The organism is Geodermatophilus arenarius (assembly GCF_042654585.1).
GTDB classification, from domain to species: domain Bacteria; phylum Actinomycetota; class Actinomycetes; order Mycobacteriales; family Geodermatophilaceae; genus Geodermatophilus; species Geodermatophilus arenarius.
Genome location: NZ_JBHSGR010000014.1, coordinates 89,360 through 101,605, shown reverse-complemented (window position 1 = coordinate 101,605; position 12,246 = coordinate 89,360). Strand labels below are relative to the sequence as shown.

Below are 12,246 nucleotides of genomic sequence, written 5' to 3'. Positions count from 1 at the left end.
GGCGGGGCTCACGACGCGTCCGCGAAGGGCCGGATCTCCGGCGCCCGCAGCCGCGCCCGCTCGGCCGAGGTGTCGTCGGGCATGGCCTCGGCGGCGCGCTCGGCCTCCACCCGCGCCAGGTAGGTGCTGATCTCCCGCTCGCGCTGGGCGTCGTCCCAGCCGAGCAGCGGCGCCATGAGGTCGGCCGCGGCGCGGGCCGAGGCGGTGCCCCGGTCGGCCTGCTCGTAGGACAGCCGGGTGCGGCGGGTGAGCACGTCCTCCAGGTGCAGGGCACCCTCGGAGGTGACCGCGTAGACGACCTCGGCCGGCAGGTAGTCCGGCGCGCCCTCCAGCGGGCGCCCGAGCTCGGGGTCGGCGTCGACCAGGGCGAGGACCTCGTCGACCAGGCTGCCGTAGCGGTCGAGCAGGTGCTCCACGCGCTTCTCGGTCCAGCCGTGCGCGGCGGCGAGGTGCGCCTTGCGGTTCCAGCGGACCCGGTAGCCGTCGGCGCCCACCAGCGGCAGCTCCTCGGTGAGCGACTGGGGGATCGGCGCGTCGGGGTCCTCGCCGGGCGCCCGGTCGCGCAGGGCCATGTCGACGACGTCGCGGGCCATGACGCGGTAGGTCGTGTACTTGCCGCCGGCGATCATCGTCAGGCCCGGCCGCACGGTGGCGGCGGTGTGCTCGCGGGAGACCCGGGTGGTCCCCCCGGCCTCCTCGTCGACCGGCTGCAGCAGCGGGCGCAGGCCGGTGTAGACGCCGAGGACGTCGTCGCGGGTGAGCGGGCGTTCGAGCACCGCGTTGGCGTGGTCGAGCAGGTAGTCGACGTCCGCGGCCGAGGCGACCGGGTGGTCCTTGGTCAGGTCCCACGGGGTGTCGGTCGTGCCGATCACCCAGTGCGTCGGCCACGGGATGATGAACAGCACGCTCTTCTCGGTGCGCAGGATGAAGCCGTCCTCGCCGGCGATCGCCTCGCGCGGCACGGCGATGTGCACGCCCTTGGAGGCGCGCACGGTCAGGCCCTGGGCGCGGAAGAGCTCCTCCGTCTGGTCGGTCCACACCCCGGTGGCGCCGACGACGTGGCGGGCGCGGACGGTGATCTCGCGGCCGGTCTCGAGGTCCACCGCCCGCACGCCCGCGACGCGGCCGTCCTCCTCCAGGTAGCCGGTGACCTGGGTGCGGCTGGCGGCCAGCGCGCCGTGCCCGACCGCGGTGCGCACGAGCACCTGCACGAGGCGGGCGTCGTCGACCTTGGCGTCCCAGTAGCGGATGGCGCCGACGGCGACGTCGTCCCTCAGCGAGGGCGCGACCCGGCGCAGGCCCTTCTTCGACAGGTGCCGGTGCAGCGGCACGCCGTGGCCGTCGCGGCGGCCGAGCAGGCCGCCGAGGGCGTCGTAGAGGGCGATGCCCGCGCCGATGTAGGCGCGCTCCCACACGCGGTGCCGGATCGGGTAGAGGAAGGGCACCGGGTGCACCAGGTGCGGGGCGAGCCGGCCGACGAGCAGGCCGCGCTCGTGCAGCGCCTCGCGGACCAGCGCGAAGTCGAGCATCTCCAGGTAGCGGAGCCCGCCGTGCACCAGCTTGCTGGCCCGGCTCGAGGTGCCCGAGGCCCAGTCGCGCTGCTCGAGCAGGCCGACCGTCAGGCCGCGGCTGGCCGCGTCGAGCGCGGCCCCGGCCCCGGTGACACCGCCGCCGATGACCAGGACGTCCAGCACGTCCCGGGACATGCGGTCGAGGGCGGAGGTGCGGACCTCGGGCGAGAGGGCTGTGGACACCGGGCACTCCTGGGGGTGGTGCGGGGGCGGTGCGGGGCGCCGGCGGGGTGCCGGCACCCGGGGACGAGGGTCAACCTGCACCCGTTGGCCGCGCAGGGCAACCACCTGCACGTCCGTGCACGGCGGCGTTAGCGTGGGAGCCGGACCGCGGGGTCGCCCGCGCCGGGAGGGAGCGGGACCGTGGCGGCCGACGAGGACCTCGAGCGGGTGGCCCGCCGGTACTGGCTGGACCGCGTGCGGATGGAGGACATCGCCGCCGAGGAGGGGGTCTCGCGGTCCACGGTGTCCCGGATGCTGGACGCCGCGCGGGCGCTCGGCATCGTCACCGTCTCGGTCAGCGCCGTGCACGGACGTGCAGCCTCGATGGCGAGCGAGCTCGGCGCACGGTACGGCGTGACGGCGCGCGTGGTCGCGGTGCCCGAGGACGCGCCCGACGTCGCCCGGCTGCAGCTGGTCGCCGGCCGAGCCGCGGCGGTCCTCGACGAGGCGATGGGCGACGGGATGACGCTCGGGCTGGCGTGGGGCACCACCACCAGCGCCGTGGGTCAGCACCTGCGGGCCCGGCCGCTGCGCGACGCGCACGTCGTCCAGCTCAACGGCGCGATGAACACCCACAGCAGCGGCGTCGGGTACGGCAGCGACGTGCTCGGCCGGTTCGGCACCGCCTGGGACGCGCAGGTGCACCACTTCCCCGTGCCGGCGTTCTTCGACCGGTCCGAGACCCGCCAGGCGATGTGGCGCGAGCGCAGCGTGCGCCGGGTGCTGGCGATCCAGCAGTCCGCCGACGTCGCGCTGTTCGGCGTCGGCGCGATGGCCGGCCCGGTGCCGAGCCGGGTCTGGGCGGAGGGCTACCTCGGCCCCGCCGACCGCGCCGACCTCGCCGCCGCCTCGGTGGTCGGCGACGTGTGCACCGTCTTCCTGCGCGGCGACGGGACCTGGGAGGGCATCCCGATCAACGCCCGCACCAGCGGCCTGGTCCCGCCGGCGCTGCGCCGCATCCCGCGGCGGGTGTGCGCGGTCGCCGGCGTCAACAAGGTCACGGCGCTGGCCGCGGCGCTGGCCGGCGGGCTGGTCACCGACCTGGTGCTCGACGAGCGCACCGCCGCGGCGCTGCTGCTGCGCCGCACCGCGCCCCGCCCGGTGCCCGCCCTGTGGGCCCGCTGACGGGCTAGCGTCGGGGCCCGTCCCCGCGCGAGGAGGCCGCGATGGAGCTGTCGGGCTACCTGCCGGTGCTGCGCCGCACCGACGCCCGGTTCGCCGACGCCGCCGCCGAGGCCGTGCTGGCCGGCGGCTGGACCGCCCCGGTGCCCGGGTGTCCCGGCTGGACGCTGGCCGACCTGGTGTGGCACCTCGGCGAGGTCCAGCACTTCTGGGCCTGGGTGGTGCGCACCCGCGCGCCCGACCCCGGCGGGTACGTGGCGCCGCGCCGCCGTCCCGACGACGAGCTGCTGGGCTGGGCGGCCGGGCAGTCCGCGGAGCTGGAGACCGCGCTCGCCGGCGCCGACCCCGCCGAGCGGGTGTGGACCTGGGCGCCCCGGCAGGACGTCGGCTTCGTGCTCCGGCGCCAGGTGCAGGAGGCCGTCGTCCACACCGTCGACGTCGAGCAGGTGCTCGGCGACGTGCGGCCCATCCCTCCCGACGTCGGCCTCGACGGCATCGACGAGTGGCTGGAGGTGATGGTGCCCGGCGCGCTGCCCGACGGCCCGCCCGAGGGGGCGCACCCGGTGGTGCTGCACGCCGTCGACGCCGGCGTCGAGCGGACGCTGTTCGCCGGCACCCGGCCCCAGCCGGTCGCCACGCTGCGCGGCACCGCCGGGGACCTGCTGCTGGCCTGCTGGCGGCGGGTGCCGCTGGAGGTGCTGACCGTCGACGGCGACGGCCTCCAGGCGGCCGCGATGATCGCCGCGGTCGACCTGTCCTGAACCCGGTACGGGCAACGGCCCGGCTGCCGGTGGGTCAGAAGGGGGGCCAGGGCAGCGCAGGCCAGTCCCCCGACGGCTCGGGGTGCACCTGGGTGCGCAGCAGCTCGGCCACCCGCTGCTGCGTGCACCGGACCTCGCGGCGGGTCAGGTGCTCGTGCAGCGCCTCGCCGAGGTCGCCGCGCAGGTCGTCGGCCAGCCGCTCGAGCACCGCGAGCGCCTCCAGCAGCAGCGGCTTGCCCGCCCAGCGCCACAGCAGGGTGCGCAGCTTCGGGTCGGTCGAGAAGCAGATGCCGTGGTCGACGCCGTACACGTGGCCCGACGGCGTCGGGATGATGTGCCCGCCCTTGCGGTCGGCGTTGTTGACCACGGCGTCGAACACCGCCATGCGGCGCAGCCCCGGGTGGTCCGAGCGCACGAACGCGGCCAGGTCGACGTCGGGGTCGCCGTCGACCCACAGCTGCACCATGCCGGGGCCGAACGGGCCCTCCCGCAGCACGGTGGGCGGGACGACGTCCCACCCGGTGGCCTCGCTGACCAGCGCCGCCGACACCTCGCGGCCGGCGAGGGTGCCGTCGGGGAAGTCCCACAGCGGCCGCTCGCCGGCAACCGGCTTGTAGACGCACTCGGCCTCGAGCGTGCCGGTGCGGACGGTGCCGAACAGCGTCACGTTGCTCGCGTCGAGCATGCGGCCCTCGACGTCGATCTCGCCCTCGCGCAGCAGGGCGCGCGCCTCGGCGGCGCCGGCCGGGGCGCGGAGGTCCTCCGCGGGCTCGCTCATCGCCGTCGTCCGCGGATCAGCGGCGGTAGCCGTTCTGCCGGGGGCAGACGTGCCCGGTCGGGTCCAGCGGCAGCGAGCACAGCGGGCACGAGGGCCGGCCGGCGGCGACGACGCGGCGGGCGCGGGCCACGAAGGAGCGGGCGGCGCCGGGGGTGATGGTCACCCGCAGCGCGTCGGGGCCCTCCTCGGCGTCGGACAGGATCGCGTCCTCGTCGACCGGCTCGTCGGTGGCGGCCACGGCCTCGACGACCACCGCCTGCGCCTCGCCGTCCCAGGCCAGGCCCATGGCCGCGACGCGGAACTCCTCGTCGACGGGCGCGGTGAGCGGCTCGAGGTCGTCGACGTCGGCGGTGGCGGGGACGGCGGTACCGGGGCGGGTGGCGATCTCGTCGAGCAGCTCGTCCATGCGCTCGGCGAGGACCTGCACCTGCGACTTCTCCAGCGCGACGCTGACCACGCGCCCCTCGGCGTCGGACGCCTGCAGGTAGAAGGTGCGGTCCCCGGGCTGGCCCACCGTGCCGGCGACGAACCGGGACGGGCGGTCGAAGCGGAAGACCTGGCGAGGCACGCGCCCAGGTTACGCGGGGAGGCGGACGGTTGCGTTCAGGTCGTGGCCGCCCCGGCGCCGCCGCCCACCACGGCGTCGGAGTCGGTCGAGCCCTCCTTCGGCAGGAGCGCGGCGACGTCGCCGCCGGTGTCGTTCATCCGGACGACGAAGGGCCGGGTCTCGGTGTAGGTGACCACCGAGATCGACGCCGGGTCGACGACGATCCGCTGGAAGGCGTCCAGGTGCAGGCCGAGGGCGTCGGCGAGGACGGCCTTGATGACGTCGCCGTGGCTGCACGCCAGCCACACCGCGTCGGGCCCCAGCCGGGCGTTCCACTCGCGGACCGCGGCCACCGCGCGGGCCTGGGTCTGCGCCAGCCCCTCCCCCTCCGGGCCCGGGAAGACCGCGGCGGAGGGGTGCTGCTGCACCACCTTCCACATCGGCTCCTCGGCCAGCTCCTTCAGCGGCCGGCCGGTCCAGTCGCCGTAGCGGGCCTCGCCGAGCCGGTCGTCGGACCGCAGCTCCAGGTCGCGGCCGGCGAGGACGGCCTCGGCGGTCTGCCGGCAGCGCTCCAGCGGGCTGCTGACCACCGCGGCCAGCGGCACCGGCGCCAGCCGCCGGCCCACCGCGGCCGCCTGCTCCTGCCCGGTCTCGTCGAGCCGCACGCCCGGGGTCCAGCCGGCCAGCACGCCGCCGGCGTTCGCCGTCGTCCGGCCGTGCCGCAGGAGGATGACGGTGGTCACGACGCCCAAGCCTAGGCGCTAGCGCGGGGCGAGCACCCCCACGCCGACCAGCGCCAGCAGCGCCAGTCCGAGCACCACGCGGTAGACGACGAACGGCGTGAACGTGCCGCGGTCGAGGTAGCGCAGCAGCCAGGCGATCACCGACAGGCCGACGCCGAACGCGATGACCGTGGCCAGGACCGTCGGCCCCCAGGAGACGGTCTCCCCCGCGACGTCGCCGGTGAGCGCCTCGTACACCTGGAAGAAGCCCGACCCGAGCACCGCCGGGATCGCCAGCAGGAACGAGTACCGGGCGGCGGCCGCGCGGGTGTAGCCGAGGAACAGGCCCATGGTGATCGTGCCGCCGGAGCGGGACACGCCGGGGACCAGCGCCATCGCCTGCGCCAGCCCGAACAGCAGCCCGTCGCGGACGCTGAGGTCGGCGAGCTCGCGCTTCTTCCGGCCGACCCGGTCGGCCCAGTACAGGACCAGCGAGAACGCGACCAGCGAGATGGCCACGATCCGCAGGTCGCGGAACGTCGTCTCGATGTCGTCCTGGAACAGCAGGCCGAGCACGACGATCGGCACGCTGCCGACGATGATCAGCCAGCCCATGCGGGCGTCGGCGTCCGAGCGGCGCGTCCGGTCGACCAGGGCCCGCACCCAGGCGACGACGATCCGCGCGATGTCCTTGCGGAAGTAGAGGAGCACCGCGGCCTCGGTGCCGATCTGCGTGATCGCGGTGAACGCCGCGCCCGGGTCACCCCAGCCCGCGGCCTCCCCAACGACGCGCAGGTGCGCGCTGGAGGAGATCGGCAGGAACTCCGTCAGCCCCTGCACCAGCCCCAGGACGACGGCCTCGAACCACCCCACGGGCGCTCAGCCCCGGGTTCCGGGGGTCGGGCGGGACGCGGTGCGCGGGTTCCGTCGGAGCACGGGAGGACAGCCTAGGTCGGCCCGCCGGGGCCGGCCCGGCACCACGCGGGTCGCCGTCCTCACACCGCCGCGCCCACCGGCCGCTGTCGGCCCGCGACGGTAGGTTGGCCGGTCGTGGAACAACGGGCGCTGGGACGCAGCGGCCTGGTCGTCTCCCGGCTGGCGCTGGGCACCATGACCTGGGGCCGGGACACCGACGAGGACGAGGCGGCGCTGCAGCTCACCGCGTTCGTCGACGCCGGCGGCACGCTCGTCGACACCGCCGACGTCTACTGCGACGGCGACAGCGAGCGCACGCTGGGCCGGCTGCTGGCCGACGTCGTCCCGCGGTCGGAGGTGCTGGTCGCGACCAAGGCCGTGGGCCGCACCGGACCGGGGCCGCTGGGCCGCGGCGCCTCCCGCGGGCACCTGCTGGCCGCGCTCGACGCGTCGCTGGCCCGCCTGGGCGTCGACCACGTGGACCTGTGGCAGCTGCACGCCTGGGACGACCACACCCCCGTCGAGGAGACCCTCGCCGCCTGCGACACCGCCGTGGCCAGCGGCCGGGTGCGGTACGTCGGGGTGAGCAACTACACCGGCTGGCAGACCGCGCAGGCCGCCACCTGGCAGCGCGCCTGGCCCGGCCGCGCGCCGCTGGTGAGCACCCAGGTCGAGTACTCGCTGCTGCAGCGCGGCGTCGAGCGGGAGGTCGTGCCCGCCGCCGAGGCGCTCGGGCTCGGGGTGCTCGCCTGGTCCCCGCTGGGCCGGGGGCTGCTCACCGGCAAGTACCGGGCCGCGACGCCGGAGGGCTCGCGGGGCGCCTCGCCGCAGTGGGCCGGGTTCATCGACGACCTGCGCTCGGCCACCGCCGACCGGATCGTGGAGGCCGTGGTCACCGCCGCCGACGGCCTGGGCACCACCCCGCTGGCGGTGGCGCTGGCCTGGGTGCGCGACCGCCCCGGCGTCGCCGCGCCCGTCGTCGGCGCCCGCACCGCCGTCCAGCTGCAGGCCTCGCTCGACGCCGAGAGCGTCCGGCTGCCCGCGGCCATCCGCACGGCGCTGGAGGACGTCTCCGCGCCGCACTTCTCCTACCCGGACCAGCGCACCGCCCGATGACGACGACCTCCGTGAGCACCGCACCCGCCCCCGACCCCGTCTTCGCCGCCTTCGTCGCCGCCGGCCTGTGGCCGGGCCTGGGCAAGCGGGCGGCCGCCGAGCTGCCCGCGGCCGGCATCACCTCCCCCGACGACGTCACCGCCGCGAAGCTGCTGAAGATGCCGCGGGTCGGCAAGCAGCGCGCCGAGCGGCTGTTCTCCTCGTTCCTGGCAGCAGGGCCCACCTACGGCGTGGTCGAGCTGCTGGTGCGGGCCGGGCTGGAGGCGAAGCTGGCGTCCTCGGCCGCCGACGCCCTGGGCGAGGACGCCGCGCGGCGGCTGCGCGACGACCCGTGGGCGCTGCTGGGTCTGCACGGCGTCAGCCTCACCGACGCCGACCGGCTGGCGATCTCGCTGCTGCCCGGCGCCGACCGGCAGGACTCCCGCCGCGGCCGCGCGATCGTCGTCATGACCCTGCGCACGGCCGGCCGCGACGGGCACACCGTGCTGCCCGCCGACCTGGTCGTCGCCGCGCTGCGCGCCGAGGGCGTCACCGACCCGGCGGCGGCGATCGTCGCGGCGGTCGAGTCCGGCGAGGTGCTCGACCACGAGCCGCCGGAGCCGGAGTGGGACGAGTCCTCCGACAGCGATCCTGACGCCGAGCCGCCCGAGCCCGACCCGGCGCTGCGGATGCTGTCGCTGGCCCGGTTCGGCATGGCCGAGGAGGCCGTCGCCGAGGGCGTGGCCCGGCTGGCCGCCACCGCCGAGCGGATCGCCGACCCGGCCGCCGTCCGCTCGGTGTCCAAGGGCCTCGACGAGGCGCAGAAGCAGTCCGTGGCGCAGGTGCTCGGCGCCGGGGTCTCGCTGCTCACCGGCGGCCCGGGCACCGGCAAGAGCCGCACCGTGGCCGCCGTCGTGCGCCTGCTGCGGGCCAAGGGCACCGAGGTCGCGCTGGCCGCCCCCACCGGCCGGGCGGCCAAGCGGCTGGAGGAGCTCACCGACCACCCCGCGGTCACCGTGCACCGGCTGCTCGGCGCGCAGGGCTTCGGCGGCGGGTTCGCCCGCAACGAGGAGTGGCCGCTCGACGCCGACGTCGTCGTGGTGGACGAGGCGTCGATGCTCGACGTCGAGCTGACCGCGGCGCTGATCGAGGCCTGCCCCGACGGCACCCACCTGCTGCTGGTCGGCGACCCCGCCCAGCTGCCCTCGATCGGCCCCGGCCACGTGCTCGGCGACCTCATCGACTCCGGCGTCGTCCCGGTGACCGAGCTGACCACGCTCTACCGGCAGGCCGAGGGCGGCGCGATCGCCCGGCTGGCGTCGGCGGTGCGCACCGGGCAGCTGCCGCCGGTGGACTCCCCCGACCGCGAGGTCGTCATCGTGCCCGCCGCCGGCAGCGGCGAGGCGGCCCGGCGGGTGGTGCAGCTGGTCACCGACTCGATCCCGCGGGCGCTGGGGATCGACCCGCGCAACGTGCAGGTCGTGACGCCGGTGCACCGCGGGCCGGCCGGGACGATCGAGCTGAACAAGGCGCTCAAGGAGCGGCTCAACCCCGGCGACGGCACGGTGTTCGGCTTCGACGTCGGCGACCGGGTGGTGGCCACCGCCAACCACCTCGACCTCGAGCCGATCGGGTTCGCCAACGGTGAGGTCGGCGTGGTCACCGGCACCGGTGAGGGCTCGCTGACCGTCGACTTCTCCTCGGGCCCGGTGACGGTGACCGGGGACGCGCTGCCCGACCTGCGGCACGGGTGGGCGATCACCGTGCACCGGGCGCAGGGGTCGGAGTGGCCGGGCGTCGTCGTGGTGCTGCCGCCGGAGGCGGGCGGGATGCTGTCGCGGCCGCTGGTCTACACCGCGCTCACCCGCGCGCAGCAGCACCTGTCGATCGTGCACGCGTCCGGCGCGGCGCTGGCGCGGGCGGTGCGGGAGGTCGACGTCCGCCCGCGGCGCACCCGCCTGGCCCGGCTGCTGCGCGAGAACCTGGACGCCTGAGCGCCGCCTGCCGCGCGAGAGCGTGCTAGTCGCGGCGGGGGAGGCCGGCGCGGAGGGCGCACAGCAGCTGGGACGTCGCCGCGCGCAGCTGGCCGGGGCAGGTCAGCGGCCGCGGGAACGGCACCCGGACGTCGCGGTGCCCGCCCGGCCGCTCCACCCGCAGCCGGTAGCCGAACCGGTCGATGCCCAGCGGGCGCACGGTCTCCCCCGGCCCGGCCGGCACGCGGCTGCGCAGGACGGCGAGCACGTCGGGGTGGTCGCGGTCGAGGTGCTGCAGCATCCGCGCCTCGACGGCGGCGAGCGGGTCGGGGCGGGCGGCGGCGAACCCGCCCGGCGAGACCTCGGTGCAGGCGTCGCCCTCGCGCAGCACGACCTCGGCGAGGTCCAGGCGCAGCAGCGTGGCCGACGTCCCGACGTCGAGCAGCGCGCCCTCGGGCCGGACCTCGGCGAAGGCGACCGCGGCCGCCCGCCGGTCGACCTCGGGCACCGGGGTCAGCCAGCCGGCCAGCCACAGGGTCGCCCGCACCGGGTCGCGCAGCGGCACCGGCGCGCGGTCGCTGACCATGAGCAGCGCCGAGACCTCCCGGTCCGGCGCGTCGTCGAGGGCGGCGGTGACCTCGCCGTCGGCGGGGACCAGCACGAGCACCTGCCCGGCGGCGGTGGTGGCGTGCGCGAGGGGACGGCTCGGCTCGCGGCCGGCGACGCACAGCGCCGCGGCGCGGCGGGTCGCGGCGGTGCGGGCCCGTTCGGGGGCGCCGGCGACGGAGAGCGCCGGAGAACCCGGGCAGGTGGTCATGGCTCCCCCTCGAGACGACGGTAAGGGAAGCCTAACCACACCCACCGGCGGAGGGAAGCGGGCGTCATCCCCCGTTGGCGGCGCGCGCCCGCCGCAGGTTGCGCCGGACCGTCGCCGGGAGCAGCGCCAGGTTGGCGACCGCCCCGGCGGCGAGCAGCACCAGCAGGTGGACCACCGCGCCGGCGTCGAGGACGACGGCCAGCACCACCGCGGCCAGCAGGCACAGCCCGGCCAGGCCGAGGACGACGGAGGCCGCGCGGTCGCGACCGGCGTGCGCGGCGTGCTGCCCGTCGAGGACGGTCAGCGTGGTGCCGGCCCAGTCCGCGGCCGCCGGCCGCAGCCGCGCGTCGTCGACCGGCCGGCCGCGGGTCACCGCCGTCTGCACGGTGTCGGCCTCGGCGCCGCTGAGCCCGTGCCGGGCGACCACCTCGGCGCGCAGGTCGCGGGTGCCCGGGCCGCGCAGGTCCGCCCAGAACCGGCGGCCGGCGAGCGACCAGGCCAGCAGCGGCAGCACGAGCGCGACGAGGAGCAGGAACACCAGCACGAGGGGCACCCGGCGAGCATGCCGGGCGTCCGCCCGCCCCGGGGCGCGGCCGTCCCGGACGGGGACGCGTGTGCGCGGCGCCTCCGCGGGGCACGGGGGCGCCGTCCGGACCGGGAGGGGGCCGCGTGCACGCGCTGGTGACCAACGACGACGGGATCGACAGCCCGGGGGTGCACCTGCTGGCCCGCGTGGCGGCGGAGGCGGGCCTGGAGGTGACGCTGGCCGCGCCCGACCAGGACCACAGCGGGTCCAGCGCGTCGATGACCGCGCTGCTGCACGGCAACCGGCTGGCGGTCCGGGAGCGCCGGCTGCCCGGCGTGGGCGCCGTCCGCGCCCTCGCCGTCGGGGCCTCCCCCGCGCTCATCGCCTTCGCCGGGGCGCGCGGCGCGTTCGGGCCGCGGCCGGACGTCGTGCTCTCCGGCGTCAACCGGGGCCCCAACACCGGGACGGCGGTGCTGCACTCGGGCACCGTGGGCGCCGCGCTGACCGGCACCCTGCACGGGCTCCCCGGCCTGGCGGTGTCGCTGGCCGGCAGCGCCGACCCGGCCGCGGAGCACGCGTGGGCCACCGCCGAGGAGGTCGCCCGCCGGGCGCTGCGCTGGACCCTCGGGCTCGCGCCGGGACCGGTGGTGGTCAACGTCAACGTCCCCGACGTCCCGCCGGAGCGGCTGCGCGGGCTGCGCCCGGCCCGGCTGGCGCCCTTCGGCGCGGTGCAGGTCGAGGTCGGCGAGACCGGCGAGGACTTCGTGGCGCTCACCTTCCGCGAGAGCCCCGACGGGCCGGCCCCGGGCACCGACGACGCCCTGCTGCGGGAGGGGTGGGCCACGGTGACCCTGCTGCGGCCGCCCGCCGAGGCGCCCGGGGCGGACTACCCGGGGCTCGACGGCGCCTGAGCCTCCCCGAGCGCTGCGGCCGCGGCGGCCGGGTCGCCGGCGCCGGTGGGCGGGCAGACCCGGTCCAGGGCGGCGGCGCCCCCAGGGGCGCGCAGGACGGCGTCGCGGTCGGTGAGGTCGGCGGGGACGGCGTCCCCGTGGTCGCGCAGCCCGCCGTCGAGCCGCGCGGGGTCGCGCGGCAGGACCCGCGGCCGGACGCCGGCCTGCACCAGCAGCCGCGTCAGCCGCGGGCCGACGTCGCCGGTGGGCGGAGTCACCCCGACCGCCGTGCCGGGGGTCCGCTCGC

13 protein-coding genes are annotated in these 12,246 nt (G+C 77.3%); 5 read left to right on the top strand and 8 right to left on the bottom strand.

The annotated features are described in order from the left end of the window. Positions 1–8: 8 nt before the first annotated feature. Positions 9–1,754 (bottom strand): glycerol-3-phosphate dehydrogenase/oxidase, encoded by a 1,746-nt coding sequence (locus tag ACFO3M_RS13915; protein ID WP_387989619.1) that lies wholly within the window; start codon positions 1,752–1,754, stop codon positions 9–11. Between the two features lie 180 nt (positions 1,755–1,934). Between ACFO3M_RS13915 and ACFO3M_RS13910 the strand changes: the two genes are divergently transcribed. After that, positions 1,935–2,918 carry a sugar-binding transcriptional regulator gene (locus ACFO3M_RS13910; protein WP_387989616.1) on the top strand — a complete coding sequence of 328 codons (984 nt, stop codon included), beginning with the start codon at positions 1,935–1,937 and terminating at the stop codon, positions 2,916–2,918. A 41-nt stretch (positions 2,919–2,959) separates the two neighbouring features. Next, a complete protein-coding gene (locus ACFO3M_RS13905; protein ID WP_387989613.1) occupies positions 2,960–3,676 on the top strand; it encodes a maleylpyruvate isomerase family mycothiol-dependent enzyme in 717 nt (238 codons plus the stop codon). Between the two features lie 34 nt (positions 3,677–3,710). On the opposite strand, the gene ACFO3M_RS13900 is transcribed toward ACFO3M_RS13905, so the two are convergent. From ACFO3M_RS13900 to ACFO3M_RS13885, 4 genes are read right to left on the bottom strand one after another with little or no spacing between them, the layout of a single operon-like run. After that, on the bottom strand, positions 3,711–4,454 hold the full coding sequence (locus ACFO3M_RS13900; RefSeq protein ID WP_387989610.1) for an SCO1664 family protein: 744 nt from the start codon (positions 4,452–4,454) through the stop codon (positions 3,711–3,713). Positions 4,455–4,470: 16 nt separating this feature from the next. After that, positions 4,471–5,022 carry a DUF3090 family protein gene (locus tag ACFO3M_RS13895; protein ID WP_387989607.1) on the bottom strand — a complete coding sequence of 184 codons (552 nt, stop codon included), beginning with the start codon at positions 5,020–5,022 and terminating at the stop codon, positions 4,471–4,473. Positions 5,023–5,057: 35 nt separating this feature from the next. After that, a complete protein-coding gene (locus ACFO3M_RS13890) occupies positions 5,058–5,744 on the bottom strand; it encodes a histidine phosphatase family protein (protein WP_387989604.1) in 687 nt (228 codons plus the stop codon). Positions 5,745–5,762: 18 nt separating this feature from the next. Then, a complete protein-coding gene (locus tag ACFO3M_RS13885; RefSeq protein WP_387989601.1) occupies positions 5,763–6,596 on the bottom strand; it encodes an undecaprenyl-diphosphate phosphatase in 834 nt (277 codons plus the stop codon). Positions 6,597–6,773: 177 nt separating this feature from the next. Here ACFO3M_RS13885 and ACFO3M_RS13880 point away from each other — a divergent pair, with 177 nt between their 5' ends. Together ACFO3M_RS13880 and ACFO3M_RS13875 are read left to right on the top strand one after the other, a co-directional pair. Beyond that, the gene (locus ACFO3M_RS13880) at positions 6,774–7,754 is read left to right on the top strand and encodes an aldo/keto reductase (RefSeq protein ID WP_387989598.1); all 981 of its coding nucleotides are present in this window, start codon (positions 6,774–6,776) and stop codon (positions 7,752–7,754) included. 11 nt (positions 7,755–7,765) lie between these two features. Next, entirely contained in the window at positions 7,766–9,727 is a 1,962-nt protein-coding gene (locus tag ACFO3M_RS13875; RefSeq protein WP_387989595.1) for an AAA family ATPase, read from the top strand. A gap of 25 nt (positions 9,728–9,752) precedes the next feature. Here ACFO3M_RS13875 and ACFO3M_RS13870 read toward each other — a convergent pair whose 3' ends face one another. Further along, a complete protein-coding gene (locus tag ACFO3M_RS13870; protein WP_387989593.1) occupies positions 9,753–10,523 on the bottom strand; it encodes a DUF2470 domain-containing protein in 771 nt (256 codons plus the stop codon). 64 nt (positions 10,524–10,587) lie between these two features. Then, a complete protein-coding gene (locus ACFO3M_RS13865; RefSeq protein WP_387989590.1) occupies positions 10,588–11,076 on the bottom strand; it encodes a hypothetical protein in 489 nt (162 codons plus the stop codon). A gap of 116 nt (positions 11,077–11,192) precedes the next feature. Between ACFO3M_RS13865 and surE the strand changes: the two genes are divergently transcribed. Then, complete coding sequence (gene surE, locus ACFO3M_RS13860) at positions 11,193–11,960, top strand: 5'/3'-nucleotidase SurE (RefSeq protein WP_387989587.1); 768 nt, start codon at positions 11,193–11,195, stop codon at positions 11,958–11,960. Here surE and ACFO3M_RS13855 read toward each other — a convergent pair. Next, positions 11,936–12,217 carry a hypothetical protein gene (locus ACFO3M_RS13855; RefSeq protein WP_387989584.1) on the bottom strand — a complete coding sequence of 94 codons (282 nt, stop codon included), beginning with the start codon at positions 12,215–12,217 and terminating at the stop codon, positions 11,936–11,938. The two genes, surE and ACFO3M_RS13855, sit on opposite strands and share 25 nt — an antisense overlap. Between the last annotated feature and the right edge of the window lie 29 nt (positions 12,218–12,246).

Excerpts from the sequence above, each read along its gene's own strand:
- ACFO3M_RS13905 (WP_387989613.1), top strand. The coding sequence starts at position 2,960 with ATGGAGCTGTCGGGCTACCTGCCGGTGCTGCGCCGCACCGACGCCCGG.
- ACFO3M_RS13900 (WP_387989610.1), bottom strand. The coding sequence starts at position 4,454 with ATGAGCGAGCCCGCGGAGGACCTCCGCGCCCCGGCCGGCGCCGCCGAG.
- ACFO3M_RS13870 (WP_387989593.1), bottom strand. The coding sequence starts at position 10,523 with ATGACCACCTGCCCGGGTTCTCCGGCGCTCTCCGTCGCCGGCGCCCCC.